The organism is Streptococcus minor DSM 17118, from assembly GCF_000377005.1.
Taxonomy (GTDB): Bacteria; Bacillota; Bacilli; order Lactobacillales; family Streptococcaceae; genus Streptococcus; species Streptococcus minor.
On record NZ_AQYB01000022.1, the window covers coordinates 1 to 23,093 of the forward strand.

21 protein-coding genes are annotated in these 23,093 nt (G+C 42.2%); 6 read left to right on the top strand and 15 right to left on the bottom strand.

The genetic code is table 11. The features are described 5' to 3' along the window. Positions 1–250 precede the first annotated feature (250 nt). The 6 genes from F602_RS10235 to F602_RS0101125 form a co-directional block, all read right to left on the bottom strand. Positions 251–595 carry an HTH domain-containing protein gene (locus tag F602_RS10235; RefSeq protein ID WP_018166126.1) on the bottom strand — a complete coding sequence of 115 codons (345 nt, stop codon included), beginning with the start codon at positions 593–595 and terminating at the stop codon, positions 251–253. A gap of 106 nt (positions 596–701) precedes the next feature. Beyond that, positions 702–941, bottom strand: coding sequence for a hypothetical protein (locus tag F602_RS0101105; protein ID WP_018166128.1), 240 nt, complete (start codon positions 939–941; stop codon positions 702–704). Next, complete coding sequence (locus F602_RS0101110) at positions 938–1,120, bottom strand: BOW99_gp33 family protein (RefSeq protein WP_018166129.1); 183 nt, start codon at positions 1,118–1,120, stop codon at positions 938–940. The genes F602_RS0101105 and F602_RS0101110 overlap by 4 nt, the downstream gene beginning before the upstream one ends. A gap of 68 nt (positions 1,121–1,188) precedes the next feature. Continuing rightward, positions 1,189–1,623 (bottom strand): ORF6C domain-containing protein, encoded by a 435-nt coding sequence (locus F602_RS10240; protein WP_018166130.1) that lies wholly within the window; start codon positions 1,621–1,623, stop codon positions 1,189–1,191. After that, on the bottom strand, positions 1,620–2,486 hold the full coding sequence (locus F602_RS0101120; protein WP_018166131.1) for a hypothetical protein: 867 nt from the start codon (positions 2,484–2,486) through the stop codon (positions 1,620–1,622). Before F602_RS0101120 ends, F602_RS10240 begins: the two co-directional genes overlap by 4 nt. Before the next feature lie 72 nt (positions 2,487–2,558). Further along, positions 2,559–2,786 (bottom strand): hypothetical protein, encoded by a 228-nt coding sequence (locus F602_RS0101125; RefSeq protein ID WP_018166132.1) that lies wholly within the window; start codon positions 2,784–2,786, stop codon positions 2,559–2,561. Positions 2,787–3,170: 384 nt separating this feature from the next. Here F602_RS0101125 and F602_RS0101135 point away from each other — a divergent pair, with 384 nt between their 5' ends. The 3 genes from F602_RS0101135 (at position 3,171) to F602_RS0101145 (ending at position 6,171) form a co-directional block, all read left to right on the top strand. After that, positions 3,171–3,908 (top strand): XRE family transcriptional regulator, encoded by a 738-nt coding sequence (locus tag F602_RS0101135; RefSeq protein WP_018166134.1) that lies wholly within the window; start codon positions 3,171–3,173, stop codon positions 3,906–3,908. A 21-nt stretch (positions 3,909–3,929) separates the two neighbouring features. Next, positions 3,930–4,577 (top strand): HIRAN domain-containing protein, encoded by a 648-nt coding sequence (locus F602_RS0101140; protein ID WP_018166135.1) that lies wholly within the window; start codon positions 3,930–3,932, stop codon positions 4,575–4,577. Between the two features lie 148 nt (positions 4,578–4,725). Then, entirely contained in the window at positions 4,726–6,171 is a 1,446-nt protein-coding gene (locus F602_RS0101145; RefSeq protein ID WP_018166136.1) for a recombinase family protein, read from the top strand. 69 nt (positions 6,172–6,240) lie between these two features. Here the strand turns inward: F602_RS0101145 and comGB are convergent, their stop codons facing one another. Together comGB and comGA are read right to left on the bottom strand one after the other, a co-directional pair. Continuing rightward, a complete protein-coding gene (comGB, locus tag F602_RS0101150) occupies positions 6,241–7,269 on the bottom strand; it encodes a competence type IV pilus assembly protein ComGB (protein ID WP_083915226.1) in 1,029 nt (342 codons plus the stop codon). Beyond that, the gene (gene comGA, locus F602_RS0101155) at positions 7,190–8,140 is read right to left on the bottom strand and encodes a competence type IV pilus ATPase ComGA (protein ID WP_018166138.1); all 951 of its coding nucleotides are present in this window, start codon (positions 8,138–8,140) and stop codon (positions 7,190–7,192) included. Before comGA ends, comGB begins: the two co-directional genes overlap by 80 nt. A gap of 86 nt (positions 8,141–8,226) precedes the next feature. On the opposite strand from comGA, the gene F602_RS0101160 reads away from it, so the two are divergent. After that, positions 8,227–9,183: a S66 family peptidase gene (locus F602_RS0101160; RefSeq protein WP_018166139.1), complete on the top strand. Its 957-nt coding sequence runs from the start codon at positions 8,227–8,229 to the stop codon at positions 9,181–9,183. A 23-nt stretch (positions 9,184–9,206) separates the two neighbouring features. Here F602_RS0101160 and F602_RS0101165 read toward each other — a convergent pair whose 3' ends face one another. From F602_RS0101165 to pbp1b, 4 genes are all read right to left on the bottom strand, one after another. After that, positions 9,207–9,554: a DUF1033 family protein gene (locus tag F602_RS0101165; protein ID WP_040839603.1), complete on the bottom strand. Its 348-nt coding sequence runs from the start codon at positions 9,552–9,554 to the stop codon at positions 9,207–9,209. 156 nt (positions 9,555–9,710) lie between these two features. After that, positions 9,711–13,346 carry a DNA-directed RNA polymerase subunit beta' gene (rpoC, locus tag F602_RS0101170; RefSeq protein ID WP_026183242.1) on the bottom strand — a complete coding sequence of 1,212 codons (3,636 nt, stop codon included), beginning with the start codon at positions 13,344–13,346 and terminating at the stop codon, positions 9,711–9,713. A 150-nt stretch (positions 13,347–13,496) separates the two neighbouring features. Continuing rightward, on the bottom strand, positions 13,497–17,057 hold the full coding sequence (rpoB, locus tag F602_RS0101175) for a DNA-directed RNA polymerase subunit beta (protein ID WP_018166142.1): 3,561 nt from the start codon (positions 17,055–17,057) through the stop codon (positions 13,497–13,499). A gap of 280 nt (positions 17,058–17,337) precedes the next feature. Then, positions 17,338–19,722: a penicillin-binding protein PBP1B gene (gene pbp1b / locus F602_RS0101180; RefSeq protein ID WP_018166143.1), complete on the bottom strand. Its 2,385-nt coding sequence runs from the start codon at positions 19,720–19,722 to the stop codon at positions 17,338–17,340. A gap of 169 nt (positions 19,723–19,891) precedes the next feature. Here pbp1b and tyrS point away from each other — a divergent pair, with 169 nt between their 5' ends. Then, entirely contained in the window at positions 19,892–21,148 is a 1,257-nt protein-coding gene (gene tyrS, locus F602_RS0101185; RefSeq protein WP_018166144.1) for a tyrosine--tRNA ligase, read from the top strand. 24 nt (positions 21,149–21,172) lie between these two features. Here the strand turns inward: tyrS and F602_RS0101190 are convergent, their stop codons facing one another. Then, entirely contained in the window at positions 21,173–21,799 is a 627-nt protein-coding gene (locus F602_RS0101190) for a DUF6287 domain-containing protein (RefSeq protein ID WP_018166145.1), read from the bottom strand. Between the two features lie 126 nt (positions 21,800–21,925). Between F602_RS0101190 and F602_RS0101195 the strand changes: the two genes are divergently transcribed. After that, positions 21,926–22,315, top strand: a complete 390-nt coding sequence (locus F602_RS0101195; RefSeq protein WP_018166146.1) for an HIT family protein — start codon at positions 21,926–21,928, stop codon at positions 22,313–22,315. Positions 22,316–22,331: 16 nt separating this feature from the next. Here the strand turns inward: F602_RS0101195 and F602_RS0101200 are convergent, their stop codons facing one another. Both F602_RS0101200 and F602_RS0101205 read right to left on the bottom strand, forming a co-directional pair. Next, a complete protein-coding gene (locus F602_RS0101200) occupies positions 22,332–22,544 on the bottom strand; it encodes a heavy-metal-associated domain-containing protein (protein ID WP_018166147.1) in 213 nt (70 codons plus the stop codon). 9 nt (positions 22,545–22,553) lie between these two features. After that, positions 22,554–22,982, bottom strand: coding sequence for a BlaI/MecI/CopY family transcriptional regulator (locus tag F602_RS0101205; RefSeq protein ID WP_018166148.1), 429 nt, complete (start codon positions 22,980–22,982; stop codon positions 22,554–22,556). Positions 22,983–23,093: the final 111 nt, after the last annotated feature.

The window sequence follows — 23,093 nt, forward strand, 5'->3', positions numbered from 1 at the left end:
AAATTCCCCTGTTTGATTTCGTAGAACGATAAATGTGTTTGTTTGCTTCATGATTTTTTCTCCTGTAGATTTTTTTGAAAATCCCTATATATATTATTTATATAGGATGATGGGGTAGTTGTAAGTTAGTAATTGTTGTAAGTTAGTAATTGTTGTAAGTTAGTAATTATTAGTTCACAGTTTTACACATCACAGTTTTACACATCACAGTTTTACACATCACAGAAACTGGTATCTCTATAGACTGTTCTTAAGATAGTTCACGAACCTGAGCTTTTAGTTGTTCGATGTGAGACTGAGAAAACGGAATGTCTGAAAAAAATCTATGAACTTCACTTCCCTTACCCTTGCCTAGACTTCGTTTGATAGCAACCATGTAACCTGCTTGTTCTAAAATTTTCAGATGCCTGTCAACAGTAGTCCTACTTATATCCAATCTTCGGGCTATCTCCTCTGGGTAAACCACCCAATCAATCTTATTCATTAAAATCACTGTCAGGATTCCAATAGTTCCATATTTTAATTTCTTGTCTTGAGCAAAAGCGTTATTAAGTGACGTGTAGTTGCCAATCGTATGTCTGTAAATATACTGCATTAGTCATCTTCCAATATCCTTTCAATATCTTCTAAATGCTCGACGTTCCCTGTCCGCTGAAACTTCTCAAGAGACAGGCTGATTTGTTCTAGTTTTTCTCTGTCGCTCATACAATATCCTTGCATGGCCCTTTAGCCAATGTTGCCTTTGCTCGTTTGATAAAGGTAGCTCGTTCCATGGCAATCCCTTTCTGGATCAAAAGCCACTCCTCTTGTTGCTTGATAAGTTCAAGGTCTCGCTCTTTGCGTTCACGTTCCAGCTTGCGCATTTCAAAGATTGCGCTTGAAGCGGAGAGAAAAACGATAAATGTGATTACTGCGATTGCTCCAACAATGCTTTCTGTCATGCTGCACCTTCCTTGTCTAGTTCTGACTCACAAATCCCTTTCCAAACACGATAGTAAGGATGTCCTGCAGGGATGACATAGGTTGCTGGGTCAAACTCGACCCACTGTTCTTGACCGTCCACAATTTCCTTGCGTAAGTTTGTTATTTTAGGTTTCCATTGTTCTTTTCTTTTAGCCATGTTATAATTTCCTTATAAATGTTTTGCTAGTCCCTCAATGGAATTGCCGTTCCAGAGGGGCTTTTTTATTATCCAACACTAGCCAGTCTCCCTTGACCGTTCTCTTGTTGAATTTCCATCTTGATATTTGTTGATGGCTCCCACATGTCCCAATAGTCAAACGCTGCTTGCTCGTCCTTGACTTGCAACATATCATAGCGTGGAATACGAAAATGTTCTTTGAAATCCTTAGCAGCCTGTCTGAATACCTTTCCTGCAAAAGAACGGTTCTTGTATGCTAGGCTTTCCATACCACCTAAGGCATTGATGACCTTGGTTTTGCGTAGTTTTTCAAGTTCCATACTGACAGAGGGATTGATAGGTTGCTTATTTTTTAGATAATCTACATCACCAGCCAAGACCTCTTGATTTTGTTTGAGTTCTTTTTGAGTTTGCAAGACTTGAATGAGGATATCCTCTTGAGAGATTTCATTTTGTTGTGATTGAATAATTTCTTGTGTCATAAGATTTCTCCTTCTAAAATTTCATTGTTTGGTTTAAGTATTTTGTTCAAATCATCAGCCAGCCTATTGACTGATTGTTGTAGTTGCTCAAATTCTCTACGCATTTGCGTATCTAAATTGATGATTCGTTCCTCATCAATGTAGATGAGACCGCCCATGTGTAGTAACATTTCATTCCCCTTTCTCAGGAAAGAAAGTAGATTCTTATAGCTGCCAATCTTTGATTGAGTTTCATTGAGTTGTCCCTGTGACTGCCGGATGGCTTCTGTTAACTCGTCGTACTTCGCTGACTTTTCATCAACTTCAGCCCGCTTGGCATGTAAGTCATTCAAGGTTTTCTCGAGAAAAGCGTTTCTGTCAGCATAGGCTTTGATATGCTCTGCCAAGTCTTTGCTTTTCTGGATAGCTTCGTTGTAGTCAGCTGGAGCGACCTCTTTCACAACTTCCTTGACTAACTGTTGAGATTCCAGCTCTTCAATGCGACGGACAGCCTTGGAATACTTCGCTTTGATATGTCGAAGTTCAGCTACTGTCGGAGCATTGCCAGCCTCAATCCGCTGGATTTGTTCCGTTTGAGCTTCTGCAGGTAGGGTAGCTATTAGGTGCAATGCAGTAGCCCCTAAATTTCGAAACGTTTCGAAATTTGGAAGTTCTTTTGCAATCTTCATTGACTTGCTTACAAAGTCTTTATCAAGACCTATACGCTGATACCAAGCCATAAACTGACCATGCACCAAATCATGTTCCTTAACGTGGTTCAGTCGTCTTCCGATTTCCCAAATAGACTGCCCTGCAATCTGCTTGTGATGATTGATTTCCAGCTCAAGCTGGGTCAGGTTGTTTGATAATGCTATTTCGTTCATTGCCGTCCTTTCTTGTTCATGGTGTTTCCTTTCTATTTTGGTTAGGTTTATCTCGTTTTGAGATATTTTGGATCAAAAAAATAATTCAGCTTCTGAAATACCAAATTTTTTTGAGATAATAGCCATCTCATAATCTTTGAATGGTTGTAACCCATCTTCTTTTTCTGAATAACCACGACGATTTTTCAAACCGATTAAGTCAGCCATATACATTTCTGTGTATTCACGCTTTAACCGTTCTTCCCTAAGTCGTTTTTTAGGTTCTAAAAATTTTTCTTTTAGCTTTTGCTTTTTCGTCACACGCCCACCCCCTTTCTATGTGGTATAATGTATCAATATAGCTGCGCAGCGACTGGCCACCATACAGGCAGAAGAACAAGTACAATTATATTCAATACAAGTAACATTAGCGGAGCGTCTTCATCAAAAATCAACAATCCTATTACAAAAATTAACATCTCTGCGAAAGTCAACAAAATCAAAAGTACGCAAGTAATTCCAATCCATGTCATGTTAGCTCCTTCCTAGCCCTCACGGGCTTTTTGTTTGGTCGTTTCCTTGACCTTGGTTATAGTTTATCTCGATTTGAGATATTTGTCAACAGTTTTTTATCACTTTTTGAGATTTTTTTGTTTATTTTTTTATCTCATTATGTTATATTATAAGAAGAGAAAGGAAATTGGTATGAATATCCTAGGCAATTCTATTAAAGAAATAAGAAAATCTAAGAAGATGACCCAAAAACAATTATCAGAATTGACGGGTTTTAAACAAAATACAATATCAAATCATGAAAATGGTAATAGGCAATTGGATGAAACTGATATTAGGAAATATGCTAAAGCATTGAATGTAAAACCTCAGCAGTTGTTTGATAGAGCATCTATCCAAGAAATCAAAATCCCTACCTCCCCTTTAGCTCAAAAAATCACTGAGACTGTTGTTCAATTACATACTCCTAGAAAACAAAAAGTCTTGGAATATGCTAACCAAGAACTCGTTGAACAAAATAATAGAAAAATTAGCGGACTTCATGAATCAAAACTATTTGAGTATAAGGTTTACGAAAAGCTGGCCGCAGGAAATGGTTACAACTATTTTGGAGACAATAGCTATGATGTGGTATTGCATAATGAAAAACTAGATCACGATTTTGCAAGCTGGGTTTTTGGAGATTCTATGGAACCTACTTATCTGAACGGTGAAGTAGTTCTCATCAAACAGACTGGATTTGATTACGACGGTGCAATATATGCTGTAGAATGGGACGGCCAGACCTACATTAAGAAAGTCTACAGAGAAGAAGACGGCCTGCGCCTTGTCTCACTCAACAGCAAGTATGCGGATAAGTTTGCAGCCTATGATGAAGACCCTCGAATCATCGGGAAAATTGTTGGGAATTTTATGCCAATGGAAAATTAAAATTATTTAAGGAAAACCCTTATGAAAAAAGACTACGCTAATAATCAAAGGATTCTTACACAAAAATACTCAGTGGCAGGGACATCTTATAGATTAGAAAACATTCACCAACTAATTAAAAAAATTTACCAAGAGGAATTTGGAGCTGAGCCCTATAACGGTTTCTCAACAAAAGAAATTAGAGAATATGTTGAATTTGGTGATAAGTTGTATAGGTATGGCGGTTTTTGGACTTCGGATGTTGTTCTAATACCAGAACCAGCAAACAAAAATGACTCAAATGCTATCAAAGTTATAGCTAAAGATATTTTTGTCGGCTACATACCAAAAGACAAGACGGGAGAAATTCATAAAATACTCGCCAATTCAGATTTGGAACTTCGTTCCTCAATTTGGGTAGTAGGTGGTCCGTATAAATATTTTGACTTCTCAAAATATCGTGTTATTGAGAACACAGATTTAAAAGTCGGTTTGCAACTAAACGTTCATGTATATGACAAGACTATTCCGCCAGAGCAGGAAAAAAACGAATTCCAAACTCTGGGCGTACAAAAAACAGATACAACTGGAGATCTCATTGCTCCTGTAATTGGGTGTTTATTAGGAGCTATTTTCATCGGGATTCCATTGTTTATCCTGTTCAGTATTATTGGTTCGATTTTCGGTTAAATAAACCATAAAAAGCCCCACGCTCAAATTTTGGCCGAGGAGAGCGTGAGGCATTGACACAAGAAATTATTTCAAAAGGCACAACCCTTTGAAGTCCTTTCTTGTACCCATTTTATCATTTTTTAATAAATTTTGAAAGAGGTACAACATGACAACAACGAGCAAAGTGGCTATTTACGTTCGCGTTAGTACAACTAATCAGGCGGAAGAAGGTTATTCTATTGACGAGCAGAAAGACAAGCTGACCAGCTATTGCAACATCATGGGATGGAATGTTTACAACATATACACAGATGCCGGGTTTTCAGGGTCAAATACGGAACGACCTGCAATCACTAAGCTCATCAAGGACGCGCAGCACAAGAAATTTGATACAGTGCTGGTTTACAAGCTGGATCGTCTAAGCCGAAGTCAAAAGGACACACTACATCTTATCGAAGATGTATTTATCGAGAATGACATATCCTTTCTGAGCCTACAAGAGAATTTCGATACTTCCACACCATTTGGAAAAGCGATGATTGGGCTCCTCAGCGTATTTGCTCAGCTGGAACGTGAGCAAATCAAAGAGCGTATGCAACTTGGTAAGATAGGACGTGCCAAGTCTGGAAAAGCGATGATGTGGGCTAGAGTCGCTTATGGGTACGACTATGACCAATCAACAGGCGAACTGACTGTAAATGAAGCCCAAGCTATCGTTATCCGCGAAATTTTCGCTGACTATTTAAGCGGTATGACAATCAGGAAAATAAAAGACAAGTTAAACGAAAAATACCCTAAAACCCCTAACTGGAGCTATCGTGCCATTCGAATTATCATAGAAAATCCAGTCTACTGTGGGAAAATAAGATATAACAATGTCATATACCAAGGTAATCATGAACCAATCGTTCCTGAAAAAGACTTCGATGCTGCTCAAGAAGAAATCAAAGAAAGACAAATAAAGGCTTACAAGAAAACTGGCCAAAGCAGACCATTCCAAGGCAAGTACATGCTAGCTGGAATTGCCCAGTGCGGATATTGCCTCTCACCACTAAGAGTGACGTTAGGAAAGATAAGAAAAGACGGTACAAGACCTAGATACTACAGTTGTTACCAACGTTTCCCAAGGAAGAAAATAGCTGCAGTCGTATACAACGATAACAGAAAATGCGACTCAGGATCGTATCGCATGGAAGACATTGAGAACTACGTCATAAATGAAATCTTAAAAATGCAAAGAAATGCAGAATACCTAGATAGCATCTTCGACAGTCCAAGCAAAGAGATAGACCGTGAAGCAATTAAGAAGCAGATTGATAGCTTGGAAAACAAAATCAGCCGGTTAAATGACCTATACATAGATGACCGTCTGACATTGGACGAATTAAAGAAAAAATCATCTGAATTCTTGCAGATGAAAAATACACTTGAGTCAGAATTGGAAAGCGACACAAACTCACAAAAGAAAGATAAAAAGAAAAAGGTACAAGAGTTACTGGCAAAAGGTGACATCCGAAAACGTGACTATGAACAACAGAAAATGATAGTAAACATCCTGATATCAAAGGTCCGAGTGACTTCCGATGGTATCAATATTTTATGGAATGTTTAATCAAATTTAGTATCCTACATCTCCACTAAAGTAAATGCTTTTGTCTTTATGTTCATCATCTTTTTCATTTTAAATCTCCATATTTTGGTAAATTGGCAACAGCATCGCTGCATAAATCAAAACAATCATCAAAGCCACAAAGAGAAAGATCAAGGGCTGAATCAGTTGCATAGCACGGTTGACTTTAGTAAAAAATTCCTCCCAGCACTCATCTGCATAAAGGGATAATTCTGCTCCCAACTTAGACTTAGCCTGACCATACTCGATTATCAGACTGAGCTCCCGTCGAAAGAAAGGATAAGTTAATATTTGGTCACAAAAACTCTGGCCATTAATGAAACTTTGGGCTAAATCTCGCCCTATTTCTTGGAAAAGAGCAGATTTTTGCTCCTGCATGATGTCTACAATCTGTCCCAACTCCAAACCTTGACCAATTAGATTGCCCCACTCACGCGCATAATAGGCTGTCAAGTAAATCTTGACATAAGTCCCAAGAAAGGGCATCCTCGAGAGGACGCGGGCTACTGTGACCTTGCTTGTCTGTTGCATCCATATAAGACTAATCAAGACGATACAAGCTAAAAAGAACAATGCCCCCAAGAAAATCTGAGGAAAATGATTGACCAAGCTGGTCGCCACATTCCCTTCCTCCAACTGTGGTAAGAGATAGTTTTTCAGACCTAGCATGATAACCATGAGAAACCCCAATAAGATAACAGGGTAGGTAGCTACCTCAATCAGTTTCTTGCGGACCTGCGCCATTTTTGTCAAATAATCCTCGATATGCCGGAGACTAAGAGCTGTGTTACCATGAATTTCAGCTAGAGAAATCTGCGTCACGACTGCATCGGAAAAAGCTAAGTCCGATAGTAAGGCTGAAAAAGGCTTGCCGGCCATGAGCCCTTGTCTCAAAACGACGATGTAACTGTCTGCTAACAGATGACTACGCTTGAGGAAATCGACAATTTCTGACAGATGAAAACCACTAGCAAAGAGATTGTTAAAAAGCTGAATGACTTTACGCTGCCCTAAAATCGATAATTTTTTCGGTTTCTGCCTGCCGAATATTGATATGTCCGTCCGCAAGAAGCTGATCAATTTGCTGATTCCATTTATAGTTGGAGTGCTCTTGGTAGTTTCTAGTGGCATAATCCACCATTCCCTTTCCTTTAATCAAACGTTGGTAAGCGATGCCCTGTAGGGCATTTTTCAACTCCTCCTCACTAACACCTAGTTCTAGTAAGCGACTATAGACGCCCGAAATTGACTTAGCATGAACTGTCGAAAAGACTGTGACTCCTGTCAAGCTAGCTCGAATGACTGCTCGGGCTGTTTCTGTATCACGGATTTCTCCAATGATGAGCAGATCAGGCCGATGCCGCAAGGACAGTTTGATTAGATTGTCATAGGTGGCTCCGATTGCCTCATTGAGCTGAAGTTGAAGCATATTGTCCTGTTTGATTTCCACAGGATCTTCAATCGTCAATACTTGTTGTTTAGAAAATTTCAGCCTGGCAAGGTGATACATGAGAGTGGTCTTGCCAGAGCCGACTGGACCCGAAAAAAGGTAGAGCCCTCTTCCTTTTATTTCTTTGGAAACCTCCTCTACAGCGTTAAACCAGTAGCGAAGATCGTGGACACCCTCGTACAAGAAGCGGATAACCAAGCTTTCCTTATTGCGGTAATCACCCACGGTTGAGAGTCGCAGGGAAATAGTCCCCTGACCATAATCATAGTCGCAAGACCCCTGTTGACTACGGCGCTTTTCTCCCACGTTCATACCTGCCATAAACTTAAAATGACTAATGAGTGCTGTAAATTCTGCCTCATCATACTCTCCAACAAAGACCCGCTCATCCTCATAGCGCTCATACAACTCATAGACATCTGCACGCGGGACTAGATAGAGGTCTGTCACACACTTATCGACCGCATCCGCAATAATTTTTTTTGCTAATTCTTGAACCATAAAGCCTCCTTATCTAGTTTATTCGAAATTAGTTTGCGTTCGAAAGGTATTTCTGCTAAAATAATAAAAACTTTTGGAGGTTTCCTATGCAACAATTAAAAAAAGGCGACCATATTCGCGTGGTCAGTCCATCTGCTTCTATCCAATATATCGGAGGTTTTGAGGCCAATCTCTCTGCCAAGGAAGCCTTGGAAAAACTGGGCTTTCAGGTTTCTTTTTCGAGTAACTATCTGGAACATGACCTCTTTGGATCTGCTTCTATTGAGAGCCGGGTAGCGGATTTGCATGAAGCCTTTGCAGATGAGTCTGTTGATGCTATTTTAGCAACAATTGGGGGGTACAATTCCAATGAATTACTTCCTTATCTTGATTATGATCTGATTGCCCAGCATCCAAAGATTATTTGTGGCTACTCCGACTCGACAGCTTTTTTGACGGCTATCTATGCAAAAACTGGTATGCAGACTTATATGGGACCATCCTACTCTAGTTTTAAAATGGAAGGTGGTCAAGATTATCAGACTGAGTCCTGGCTCAAGGCTGTTACGCAAGACCAGTATGATTTGATACCGAGTTCTGAATGGTCTAGTGACGCTTGGTACCTCCCAAACGCCCCCCGTACTTTCTACCCAACCGAGTGGAAAGTTTACCATGAGGGAGAGGCTAGAGGTACCATCATCGGTGGAAACCTATCCACCTTTGCACTGCTTCATGGCACCGAATTTGCACCTACAGTAGAAGACTACATCCTCTTTGTTGAAGAGTCCGCGGAAGACCACTACACCGAGTTCGCTAGACACTTTGCTGCCCTGCTCCAGGTCTATCCTCATCCCAAGGGCCTAGTCATCGGTCGTTTTCCAAAGGAATGTGAAATGACAGAAGAAATCCTACTAGCCATTTTGGATAAGCATCCTGTATTGCAAACCATTCCTGTTCTCTATGATGTCGATTTTGCGCATACCCAACCCCTTTTCACTATCACTATCGGGGCTCAAGCAGATTTTAATACCAAAGAATCACGGATTCATATACAGAAAAACTAAAAAACGCGAAGAATCGCGTTTTTTTACTGTTTTATTTTACAAGGCCTTAGGCGTGGATGTGTCCGTTTGGGTTGCAAACTGATTGGCATGCTCTTATCCATTTCCAATAAAAGGACAGAGTGGTACTGTTGCAAGTATTCATCACACTCTTCACACCAGATTTTTTCCTTAGGATCCCAAAAAGTTGCCATAAATCCTGCCATGGTCTTTTCCTGAGTATAGGTTTCTGATAGGTAAACCAATTCCTTCTGATAGAACCGCAATGCTTCTTCGTAGGAATCAAATTCTGTACTTGCTACAATATCTTCTTCCCAGCCATCTAAAAACCACCAGGGTTCACAATCACCATACATTTTTATTACACGATACATACTCACACTTCCTTTGTCAGTATCATTATATTTGATTTCCAAAGAATTAGAAAGCAATTAGCTTAGAAATATTTTCACATATACGTATCTATCCCGGTATGGCTTCAACCCATAATAACAAAGAGCCCCTAGCTCACAATGAGCTAGGGATTCTCTTTATTCTGTTACAAATTCTTCACTTGCTTCTTCAAGTGGTACTTCTTCGATGATTTCTACTTCATTGACAGCTTGTGGTTCAAGGTTACGGTATCTAGCCATACCAGTACCAGCTGGGATGATCTTACCGATAATCACATTCTCTTTTAGACCAAGAAGGTGATCTTTCTTACCTCGGATAGCAGCATCTGTCAAGACACGAGTTGTTTCTTGGAAGGATGCAGCTGACAAGAAGGAGTTGGTTTCAAGAGAAGCCTTGGTGATCCCCATCAGGACAGGACGAGCTGTCGCAGGAATCCCACCAGCAATGACGGTTTCAGCATTGGCATCGGTAAAGTCCGAAATATCCATGAGGGTTCCCATGAGAAGATCTGTATCACCTGGATCCATGACGCGAACCTTGCGAAGCATTTGACGAACCATTACCTCAATGTGTTTGTCACCGATTTCTACACCCTGGCTACGGTAAACTTTTTGCACTTCAGAAAGAAGGTAGGTTTCTACAGAAAGGACGTCACGAACTTCAAGCAGGCGTTTCGGTTGGATAGAACCTTCTGTCAGAGCAGCTCCACGTGCTACTTGGTCTCCCACTTCAACCTTCATACGGGCTGTAAATGGTACCACGTATTCCCCTTCGCCAGTCTTACCTTTGACAAAGACTTTCTTAGTACGAGTTGATGCATCTTCTTGAATATCAACCACTTCACCCTTGACTTCGGTGATAACCGCTTCCCCTTTTGGATTGCGGGCTTCAAAGATTTCTTGGACACGAGGAAGACCCTGAGTGATATCACTGTTAGAAGCTACACCACCCGTGTGGAAGGTCCGCATGGTCAACTGTGTACCCGGCTCACCGATAGATTGGGCCGCGATAGTACCGACTGCTTCACCAACCTCAACCGCATCGCCAGTTGCCAAGTTGATACCATAACAGTGACGGCAAACACCATGGCGTGTATTACACGTAAAGACGCTACGGATGGTAACTTGCTCCACACCTGCTGCTACGATTTGACGAGCAATATCTTCGGTAATCAACTGGTTGGCACCGATAATCACTTCACCTGTTTCAGGATGTTTGACAGTCTTCTTAGTATAGCGACCTTGTAGACGTTCTTCCAATGGCTCAATCATTTCCTTACCATCTGTGATAGAGGTAATATCTAAACCACGGTCTGTTCCACAGTCATCTTCACGGATGATTACATCCTGTGCTACGTCCACCAAACGACGAGTCAAGTAACCTGAATCGGCTGTCTTGAGGGCCGTATCCGTCATACCCTTACGGGCACCGTGAGTAGAGAAGAACATCTCAAGTACAGAGAGGCCCTCACGGAAGTTAGACAAGATTGGCAATTCCATGATGCGTCCGTTTGGTGCTGACATCAGTCCACGCATACCAGCCAACTGGGAGAAGTTTGAGATGTTACCACGGGCACCAGAGTCCATCATCATAACGATAGGATTTTTTGGATCCTGTGATTCAGTCAAACGTTTTTCCAGTTTTTCTTTAGCTGCACGCCACTCATCAGTGACAGCTGTATATCGCTCATCTTCGGTAATCATACCACGACGGAACTGTTTCTTGATTTGCTCCACACGCTCATGTGCAGCGTCAATGATTTCAGCCTTGTTGTCAATAACCGGGATATCTGCAATACCCACTGTCAAACCAGCTAGGGTTGAATGGTAGTAGCCCAAGTCTTTAAGACGGTCAAGTAGAGCAGAGGTCTCTGTTGTTCGGAAACGTTTAAAGATTTCAGCAATGATATTTCCAAGATTTTTTTTCTTGAACGGTGGGTTGATCTCAAGTGCCGCAATCGCAGCCTTGATGTCGCTACCTGGCTCCAAGAAGTACTTATCTGGTGTACCATCTGTCAAATTGGCATTGTTTGGTTCCTGTAGGTAAGGAAGACCTTCTGGCATGATGGCATTGAACAAAATTTTTCCGACCGTCGTCATCAAGATTTTGTGCTTTTGATTGTCCTTCCAAGGCTTGTCTAGGCTATCGGTCGTGATACCTACGCGAGTATGCAAGTGCACATAGCCATTGCGATAGGCCATAACCGCCTCATCGGCATCCTTGAAGACCATGCCTTCGCCTTCACGACCCTCATCTTCCATGGTTAGGTAATAGTTACCCAAAACCATATCCTGAGATGGGGTTACGACTGGTTTTCCATCTTTCGGGTTAAGGATGTGCTCTGCAGCTAACATCAGGATACGAGCTTCTGCTTGTGCTTCTTCTGACAATGGAACGTGGATGGCCATTTGGTCACCATCGAAGTCGGCATTGTAGGCTTCACAGACTAGCGGATGAAGACGCAGTGCCTTACCGTCAATCAAAACAGGCTCAAAAGCTTGAATTCCCAAACGGTGAAGTGTCGGTGCGCGGTTGAGAAGAACTGGATGTTCTTTGATAACTTCTTCCAAAATATCCCAGATACGATCATCGCCACGCTCAATCAACCGTTTAGCTGCCTTAACGTTACCAGCGATTTCGCGGGCAACAATTTCACGCATAACAAATGGTTTGAAAAGCTCAATAGCCATTTCACGCGGCACACCACATTGATACATCTTAAGAGTTGGACCAACCGCGATAACAGAACGACCTGAGAAGTCAACACGCTTACCGAGCAAGTTTTGACGGAAACGACCTTGTTTTCCTTTCAGCATATGGCTGAGAGATTTAAGAGGACGGCTTCCTGGTCCAGTAATAGGGCGACCACGGCGACCATTGTCAATCAAAGCATCGACTGCTTCTTGTAGCATCCGCTTTTCGTTTTGGACAATAATACCTGGTGCGTTCAGTTCTAATAGACGAGCCAGACGGTTGTTACGGTTAATAACACGACGGTAGAGCTCATTTAAATCAGAAGCTGCAAAGCGTCCACCATCTAACTGAACCATCGGACGAAGGTCTGGTGGAATAACCGGTAAGATGTTTAGAATCATCCATTCAGGCTTGTTGCCTGATTTTTGGAAGGCATCTAAAACATCTAAACGACGGACAGCTTTGATTCGTTTTTGACCAGTTGCAGTCTTCAGTTCTTCCTTTAAGGCTGCAATTTCACTTGGGAGGTCTACTTGCTTAAGTAGATCTTGAATCGCTTCTGCCCCCATCTTAGCTACGAAAGAACCGGCTCCGTACTCACGCAATCGCTCACGGTACTCGCGCTCTGTCATAATAGACTTGTGCTCAAGCGGAGTCTCTTTTGGATCAATCACAACATAGGCTGCAAAGTAAATAACTTCTTCAAGTGCACGTGGACTCATATCCAAGGTCAGACCCATCCTAGATGGAATGCCTTTGAAATACCAGATATGAGAGATGGGAGCTTTCAACTCAATATGCCCCATCCGCTCACGGCGAACCTTGGCACGGGTTACTTCTACTCCACAACGGTCACAGACAATACCTTTGTAACGGATTCGTTTGTATTTACCACAAGAACATTCCCAGTCTTTTGTTGGACCAAAGATCACTTCATCAAAGAGTCCATCACGTTCTGGTTTTAGCGTGCGGTAGTTGATTGTTTCAGGTTTTTTAACCTCACCATAGGACCATGAACGGACCTTGTTGGGTGAAGCTAACGTGATTTGCATACTTTTAAATCGATTTACGTCAACCACTAATAATCCCTTTCTTATAATTGTACGAGGGTGGGGTTCCACACCTCACATTCTTGAACTCGTAAGAGTATGTGGGGAGAAGTTTTCTCCCACAGACTACCCGATGTCTTACCATTTTTGGGTATCGGGTTAAAACCGTCTCAGGTTGTCTTACTCTTCTTCTTTTGCAAAGGCTGCGGCAGCATCAGCTGCGGCTTTTGCGCGGGCCTTTTCTAGATCATCTACATGGATGATGTCATCATCTTCCCCTTCATCAAGATCACGCAATTCTACTTCGTTGTCATCTTCATCAAGGACACGCATATCCAGACCAAGCGATTGCAACTCTTTTACAAGAACGCGGAAGGATTCTGGAACACCTGGTTTTGGAATTGGTTTACCTTTGGTGATGGCTTCATAGGCCTTCAGACGGCCTGTCACATCATCTGACTTGTAGGTCAAAATTTCTTGCAGAACATTTGACGCACCGTAAGCTTCTAGGGCCCAAACTTCCATCTCACCGAAACGTTGTCCACCAAACTGAGCTTTACCGCCGAGTGGTTGTTGGGTAACAAGTGAGTATGGTCCAACTGAACGAGCATGGAGTTTATCATCGACCATATGGTGCAGTTTAATCATGTACATAACACCGACAGATACACGGTTATCAAACGGCTCACCCGTACGACCATCATAAAGAATGGTTTTGGCATCTGAGTCCATACCTGCTTCCTTAACAGTGTCCCATAGGTCATCGGCACTAGCTCCATCAAATACAGGAGTAGCAATATAGATACCCAAATTACGAGCCGCCATACCTAGGTGAAGTTCCATAACCTGACCGATATTCATACGAGATGGTACCCCGAGTGGGTTGAGCATGATATCAACTGGTGTACCATCAGGGAGATAAGGCATATCTTCCACAGGAACGATACGGGATACGACACCCTTGTTTCCGTGGCGACCGGCCATCTTATCCCCAACCTTGATTTTACGTTTTTGGGCAATGTAGACGCGTACCAGCATATTCACACCAGATTGCAATTCATCACCGTTAGCACGAGTAAAGATTTTTACATCACGGACAACCCCATCGGCACCGTGTGGTACACGAAGGGAAGTATCACGTACTTCACGAGATTTATCACCAAAGATAGCATGAAGAAGACGTTCTTCGGCAGATAGGTCTTTTTCTCCCTTAGGTGTCACCTTACCAACTAGGATATCTCCTTCTTTAACTTCCGCACCGATGCGGATAATTCCCATTTCATCCAAGTTTCGAAGAGCATCTTCTCCGACGTTTGGAATTTCACGAGTAATTTCTTCAGGGCCAAGTTTGGTATCACGAGTTTCTGATTCGTACTCTTCCAAGTGAACAGATGTATAGACATCATCTTTCACAAGGCGTTCAGACATGATAACGGCATCCTCGAAGTTGTAACCTTCCCATGTCATGTAGGCAACAATTGGGTTTTGACCAAGCGCCATTTCACCATTTTCCATAGACGGTCCATCAGCGATGAAATCACCTTTTTCAACAATATCACCAATTTTGACAAGGGTGCGTTGGTTGTAAGCTGTACCAGAGTTTGAACGGCGGAATTTGGAAATGGTATAAACATCCAAAGAGCCATCTTCGCGACGAACTTCAACCTTGTCCGCATCTGCATAAGTAACCTTACCATCATGTTGCGCAATAATAGCTGCTCCTGAATCATGGGCTGCTTGGTATTCCATACCCGTTCCTACATAAGGAGCTTTTGGATCAATCAATGGAACAGCCTGACGTTGCATGTTGGCACCCATCAGGGCACGGTTGGAGTCATCATTTTCCAAGAAAGGAATACATGCAGTCGCAACAGCAACTACCTGTTTTGGTGAAACATCCATAAAGTCTGCAGAAGCTGCTGGGAACTCTTGGTTGTTACCCTGATGACGGCCCATGACAGTCTCCTCAGCAAAGCGGTTGTTTTCATCCAACGGCGAAGTGGATTGGGCTACAATGTAAGCATCCTCTTCATCAGCCGTCAACCAAACGATTTCATTGGTTACAGTACCTGTTGCGCGATCCACCTTCCGATAGGGTGTTTGAATAAATCCATACTTATTGAGGTGACCATAAGATGATAAGTTGTTGATCAAACCGATGTTTGGTCCCTCAGGTGTTTCAATCGGACACATACGACCATAGTGAGTGTAGTGTACGTCACGAACCTCATAACCAGCACGGTCACGTGTCAAACCACCAGGTCCAAGGGCTGATAAACGACGTTTGTGCGACAACTCAGATAGTGGGTTATGTTGGTCCATGAACTGAGACAACTGAGAAGAGCCAAAGAACTCTTTAATGGCAGCTGTTACTGGACGGATATTGATAATTTGTTGTGGTGTCAACACTTCATTGTCTTGAACAGACATCCGCTCACGGAGATTCCGCTCCATACGGGTCAAACCGATTCGAACCTGATTAGCCAGAAGCTCTCCAACGGCACGAATCCGACGATTTCCTAAATGGTCAATATCGTCTACACGACCCAAACCTTCAGCCAAGTTGAGGAAATAACTCATTTCAGCCAAGATGTCAGCCGGAGTCACTGTACGGATGTTTTCAGCTGGATTGGCATTCCCAATAACAGTCACTACGCGGTCTGGATCTGTTGGTGCAACAATTTTGAATTTTTGTAGCAAAACTGGCTCTGTTAAAACTGCTGCATCATTTGGAATATATTCAACTAGGTTGAGCTCATCAAATTGTCCTTCAGCTGCCTCTAACACTTCACGTGAAAGAACTGTTCCAGCTTCCCAAACGATTTCGCCAGTCTCACCGTTGATGACATGTTCTGCTAGTGTTTGATTGAGAAGACGGGTACGTAGGTTCAATTTTTTGTTGATTTTATAACGACCTACTGGTGCCAAATCATAGCGACGTGGATCAAAGAAACGCGCAGTCAAAAGAGTCCGTGAACTTTCAGCTGTTTTTGGTTCACCCGGACGCAAGCGCTCGTAAATTTCTTTCAGTGCTTCGTCAATCCGTGAATCAGCTGGGTTTTTGTGAATATCTTTTTCAACAGTGTTGCGCACTAAGTCGCTATCACCAAAGATATCAAAGATTTCATCATCTCCAGAGAAACCAAGAGCTCGCACCAAAGTCGTAAATGGAATCTTACGAGTTCGGTCAATCCGAGTATAGGCAATATCTTTTGAATCAGTTTCTAACTCCAACCAAGCGCCACGGTTTGGAATAATCGTTGAACCATAGCCTACCTTACCATTCTTGTCGACCTTATCATTAAAGTAAACACCTGGTGATCGCACTAACTGCGATACGATAATCCGCTCCGCACCATTGATGATGAACGTACCCATTTCCGTCATGATAGGGAATTCACCAAAGAATACTTCTTGGGTCTTAATTTCACCAGTTTCCTTGTTGATTAGGCGGAAGGTCACAAAGATAGGCGCTGAGTAGTTGGCATCATGCGCACGCGCTTCTTCCAATGTATACTTAGGCTCCTTGAGCTCATAGCCCACAAATTCCAATTCCATGGTTTCAGTGAAGTTGGATACTGGAAGTACATCTTCAAAGACTTCTTTCAGACCGTGTTCCAAAAACTCTTGAAATGAATCCGTTTGGATTTCAATCAAATTTGGTAAATCAAGAACTTCTTTGATTCTTGAAAAACTACGACGGGTACGATGTTTCCCGTATTGAACGTCATGTCCTGCCAAGTGATAGCTCCTTTTTATTCGATATAGGCGGGCCTTGGCCCGAGTACATTATTCTTTATTTGCCATGTGCAACTTGCGTTGCTATAATTTTTAGAATCTTTAAATTTGTGTAACAAATCGTTTTTTTCCTAAAAATAAGCACAAAAAGAGCAGCTAAATCTTCCTCTTTAAAGTTTGATTTAACTGCTGTAAGCCTTATTTGGACAATATTTCAAACAAGGCACACGACAAATAATTTTAATTATTATATCATAGATAACCCTTATTTGCAAGAATTTTATTACTCAGAAGCCTCTGTCTCTGTATCATCCTCTTCTTCTGATTCCTCTTCAGATGACGATGATTTGGATTTGGAGGATGAGGATGACTTCGGAGGGAAGAGCGTATTCCAAGCTCGCGCCCTGTCGCTATTCGTTCCACCCACCATAAAATTATAACTGGTGACTGGAGCTCCATTCTTAGCCCAATAACTCGTAGTCATAGCTCCTGAAACACTATAGGAACGACCGTTGTATTGAGTGGTTCCTGGTGCTTGTCCAGTCGAAGCAAGGACACTAGAAGCTATTACTCCATCCGCCAAGGCAAATTGTCCATCAAACAGGGAAGGATTCGCATCGTGAAGAGTGCTCACTAAGTAAGCCATATAAGCTGCATTATTATTGTATCCCGTTAAGAAATCCATGCCTGTATTGTCGTCATGTCCAGCCCAAGTTCCGATTGTAATCCGAGGGGACGAAACCATCAGCCAAACATCGGCAGTATCATTACTTGTTCCCGTTTTACCGACCAAGTCCTTGCTAGCAGCAGTTGGATTCAAAACAGCCAAGCGACCTTTAAATGTCGAAGTCTCACCGGATGCCAATACCCCTCGCATCAGATAATTCATAATACTGGCTGCTTCTTTGGAATACACTTGAACAGGTTTGGTCTCGTGTTGGTAAATGACTTTTCCATCGTGGGCTGTGATTTTTTCTACAATGTGATTTTTATTATAAGCCCCACCATTTGCTAGAGTCTGATAAGCATTGGTATTGCCGACAACAGTTGTTTCTGCACCACCACCTAATGGCAAACTTTCGATGTTATACATGGCGATATCATAGTTCATCTTGTCCATATAGGACTTAACATCTACCCCTTTTTCCTGCAAGAGTTTGTAGGTCCAAAAGGCTGGGATATTAGCCGATGCATTGAGGGCACTTTGGAGAGTCATCATGCCTGTACCACGGCTTGCCCCATGCATGATGGGAGTTCCATCGTAAAATGCAGTCGGATAGTTTGAAAGGATAGAGGCTGACCCCATTAAACCTTGGTCAATGGCTACTCCATAAACCAAGAATGGCTTGATGGTGGAACCTGGTGAACGTTTTGTGTCCAGAGCGTGGTTGTTTTGATTGTTTGCATAATCACGCCCTCCAATAAAACCGAGAATCGCCCCCGTCTGGTTGTCCAACACCACACTGCCTGTTTCAACTAAGCCAGCACCATAATCTAGGGTTGCACCATAATTTGCAACCACACCTTGCAAGGTCGAATAGAGATTCTTGTCTACTGTACTGGTAATCGTGTAGCCACCTTGGCTCAACTCTTGCTTAGCTAGGTTTTGATAAGCTTCAACCGTAGCATCATTTTTCAAGTCGTGTTCAGACACGTGGTCACGTTTGATGAGATAGTCGTACATGACCTTCTCTGCCTCATTCATGACAGCGTAATAAAGGTAATCTTTGGTATCAGCTGTAACTGGATTTGGTGCCTTAAAATCCTGCTTGATATCATAGGCCAAATAAGTTTCGTATTCATCTTGCTTCAAATAGCCCGCTCGATACATATTGTAAAGAACGTCTTTTTGACGTGCAATACCAAAGGCCATATTCTCATCTGACTTAAAAGTCCCGTCTGATGAGTATGGGGAGTAGACAATCGGACTTTGTGGTAAGCCTGCGATAAAGGCTGCCTGAGGAACCGTTAGGTCAGCTGCTGATTTTCCAAAAATCCCTTGAGCGGCTTCCTCTACACCCGCAATATTTTTCCCTTGGTTGTTTCGACCAAAAGGAGATACATTGAGGTAGGTTGTTAAGATATCTTCCTTGCTCATGTTTCGTTCTAGAGCCAGTGCAGACACGATTTCATTGGCCTTACGTGTAAATGTCGGAGCATCTCCAACCAACTGCTGTTTAACCAACTGTTGGGTCAATGTGGAACCTCCACTAGAAGAACCAAGACCAACAGAACCAAGAGCCGCCCGAATGACCGCTTTAGGAACAACACCATTATGGCTTTCGAAGGTTTCATCCTCTGTTGCAATGACTGCATGCTTGACATTGTCTGAAATAGCTGCCCCATCTACAGGTACACGCAACAAATCCGAGCTCACTTCAGAAATCAAGCTGTTGTCCGAATAAACCACCTTAGAAATCCGACTTAATTCTGTTATCTGACTGACCAGAGCACTGGATTCTGGAACTTTGACATTATCAAAAAGACTGGCAATGTAGCCAAAGCCGACTCCCGCACCAAACAAGCCGATGAGGAAGATAATAATCGCCATAAAATTAACCAATAGCTTTAGAGTACGCAAAATAATCCCAAACACATCCGTGATGGTCAGATCAAAGTCCTTTAGCCATGTTTTCATATTCTTCATTTTATCCGGTTTAGTCGCCATATAGAACTCCTTATTTTTTCATTATAACAAAATTGTTTCTTTTCTACAATTTCATGGTATAATAAGGGGTAATTTTTAAATTGAACTCGCCTATAACTAAAAAGTAAGATTTTCTATTTTTCTTTGACTGACCGATAGACGAGAATATGATATTAAAGGAGAAAGCCTCATGAACATTTTTGAAGAACTAAAGGCCCGTGGCTTAGTCTTTCAAACCACAGATGAAGAAGCCTTAGTAAAAGCTTTAACAGAAGGGCAGGTTTCTTATTATTCAGGCTATGATCCAACGGCAGATAGTCTTCATTTAGGACATTTGGTCCCTATTCTCGTGATGCGCCATCTTCAGTTAGCTGGCCACAAACCTTACGCCTTAGTTGGTGGTGCAACTGGTTTGATTGGAGACCCTTCCTTTAAAGACGCCGAGCGTAGTCTCCAAACCAAGGATACGGTTGATGGCTGGGTATCAAAAATCCAAGGACAACTCTCTCGTTTTCTTGACTTTGACAAGGGTGACAATAAGGCTGAAATGGTCAACAACTACGATTGGTTTTCTGGCATCAGTTTTATCGATTTTCTGCGAGATGTCGGCAAATATTTCACCGTCAACTATATGATGAGCAAGGAGTCGGTGAAAAAACGCATTGAGACAGGGATTTCCTACACCGAGTTTGCCTACCAAATCATGCAAGGCTATGATTTTTACGAACTCAATGACAAGCACAATGTCAGCCTGCAGATTGGGGGATCTGACCAGTGGGGTAACATGACTGCTGGTACTGAGTTACTCCGCCGTAAAGCGGATAAAACTGGTCATGTTATGACCGTTCCCCTCATCACCGACTCAACTGGCAAAAAATTTGGTAAATCCGAAGGCAATGCCGTGTGGTTGGATGCAGACAAAACCTCACCATATGAAATGTACCAGTTCTGGCTCAACGTTATGGATGATGATGCCATTCGTTTCCTGAAAATCTTTACCTTCCTTAGCTTGGATGAAATCAGTGAAATCGAGAAAGAATTCGAAGCAGCCCGCCATGAACGTTTAGCACAAAAGATTTTAGCACGTGAAGTGGTCTCTCTTGTCCATGGTGGTGACGCCTATAGGCAAGCTCTCCATATCACCGAGCAGCTCTTTGCTGGAAATATCCAGAATCTCTCAGCAAAAGAACTCAAACAAGGTCTCAATAATGTGCCAAACTATGCTGTCCAAGCAGAGGACGATCGTAACCTGGTTGAAATTCTTGTTGCTTCTGGTGTGGTCAACTCCAAACGTCAGGCTAGAGAAGATATTCAAAACGGTGCAATCTACATCAATGGTGAGCGTATTCAAGATTTGGAATACAACCTCACAGACACAGATAAGATTGACAATGAATTGACTGTTATCCGCCGTGGTAAGAAAAAATACTTTGTCTTAACCTACTAAAAAATACGAGCCACGGCTCGTATTTTAATGTTGACGATAAAAAAAGTTTACATTGTCGCCAATTTGGGAAAAGTCATGGGCTAGCCAGATGCGCTCCTTTTGGTGATCCGAAGCGTCGGTTATTCTGATTTCTTCCTCACTCTCTCCAGGATAAACATGATCAGGAAAAACTGTTCCCGCTGGTAAAAATTCTAAAACTGCTCCGCCAATATCATCCGTTACCAAATAGCCTCGGGCAGTCCCCCAACTTGTCGCCTTCAAACTCTGGACACTTCCCCTTCCATCAATAAGGCCCGTTGGTCCAAATGTCAAGGTTTGCCCATAGCCATCAACCCAAACACCTTCTATACTAGAAAAATCTCCATTCATCAGTTGTTCCAGTTGCATACCATTAGGAGTCGGGGTCTCGGATGGATTTTCTGCTACAGTGGATGGAGGGGTGGTTTTCGGGGTTGTAATCGGTACTTGACTAGCAGGTACTTCTGTTTGCGGGATAGTCGTTATTGAAGTCTTGATTGATTGGGAAGCTGGTACTTCTTGATTAGCTTTACGAGAGGAGCGTCCCAGAGCCCACCCCGATAAAGCTACAACAGTCAGGAGCGTCACACTTCCTCCAACCAATAACAATTTAGATTTTTTACGCTTTCTCATATTCATCTCCTTTTTTCTCTCATCTATCTATTCGCAAATTATTTTAAAAAACATCAGATTTACAAACAATTGTTTTCTACAATTTTTTGATCTATAATAGTTTATCATAATATGAAAGGAACGATGATGAAAAACTGTATTTTTTGCAAAGAGATTACAGATAGCCATATTCTCTATCAAACCCCACATTTTAAACTGGTATTTGACATTGACCCTATTCAAACCGGGCACCTGTTGCTAATCAGCAATGTCCACTATGGTAGCATCACAGAACTTCCGATATCTGCCCTACATGATTTGATTGAAACTCAAGCTTACCTAGTTCAACTCCTAGAGACGCAACTCCCTATAGATGGAGTCACTGTGGCGAGTAATGACAACTATCTAATGGATGACAAAACCCATTTCCACATCCACCTCATTCCTCGCCGTAAAGAAGATGGTTTTTGGGATACGATAAACATTGAACAGTTATCCTTCTCCCTTGAGCCATTTTTAGAAAAGCTAAAAAGATGAGCCTCCACTCATCTTTTTATTCTTTCACGGCTACCGCTTCATAAACCGTGTCTTCTAAGCTAGCTTGGAAATCACCCAAACTGTGTTGGGTATCGGTAGTCACCGCCACTTCTTTTTTATCCAAGATGACATCAACAGCTGATACACCTTCCAATGTTAAAAAATGTTCACGAACATGCTTGACACAATTTTGACAAGACATGTTTTCAACGAGAATGATTTGTTTCATTTTTACCTCCTAGTGATAAGCACAGGTACATTGACCTGGTAAACAATGACAAGTTAGGCTTTGAGGAGCCTTTGTTAACATAATGTTAACTGTTTCCTGAATTTCTTGTAGAGCAGCCTGCGAATAAGAACCTGCCTCCAAAAGAGCCTCCACCAAATCCCCATTTTTTGTCGAACAAGAATTATCCAGAATAGTCTGAAGTTGCAAGCGCAAATGTTGCTCTTCATCCAATAAGGGCCAGTAGCGGTATTTGGTTTCTGTCTTTTCCATCCGCAGATAGTGCTTCTTACGTAGTCGCCCTAACAAAGTTTTGATAGTTGCAGGTTGCCATTCAAAACCAGCTTGCAGGGCTTGGATGATAAACTGAGAGGTGGAGCCAGGGTGGGCCCACAAGACCCGCATAACCTGCCATTCCGCCCCCGAAATGGGCTGTTCCATTTTAATAGCCTCCTCTTTATTTATCTTCTCAAAAAGAGTTTACATTTGTAAACGTAACTTGTCAAGAAAAAGAGTCCGAGATACCACTATTCTCTGACCCTTTTTTGTATA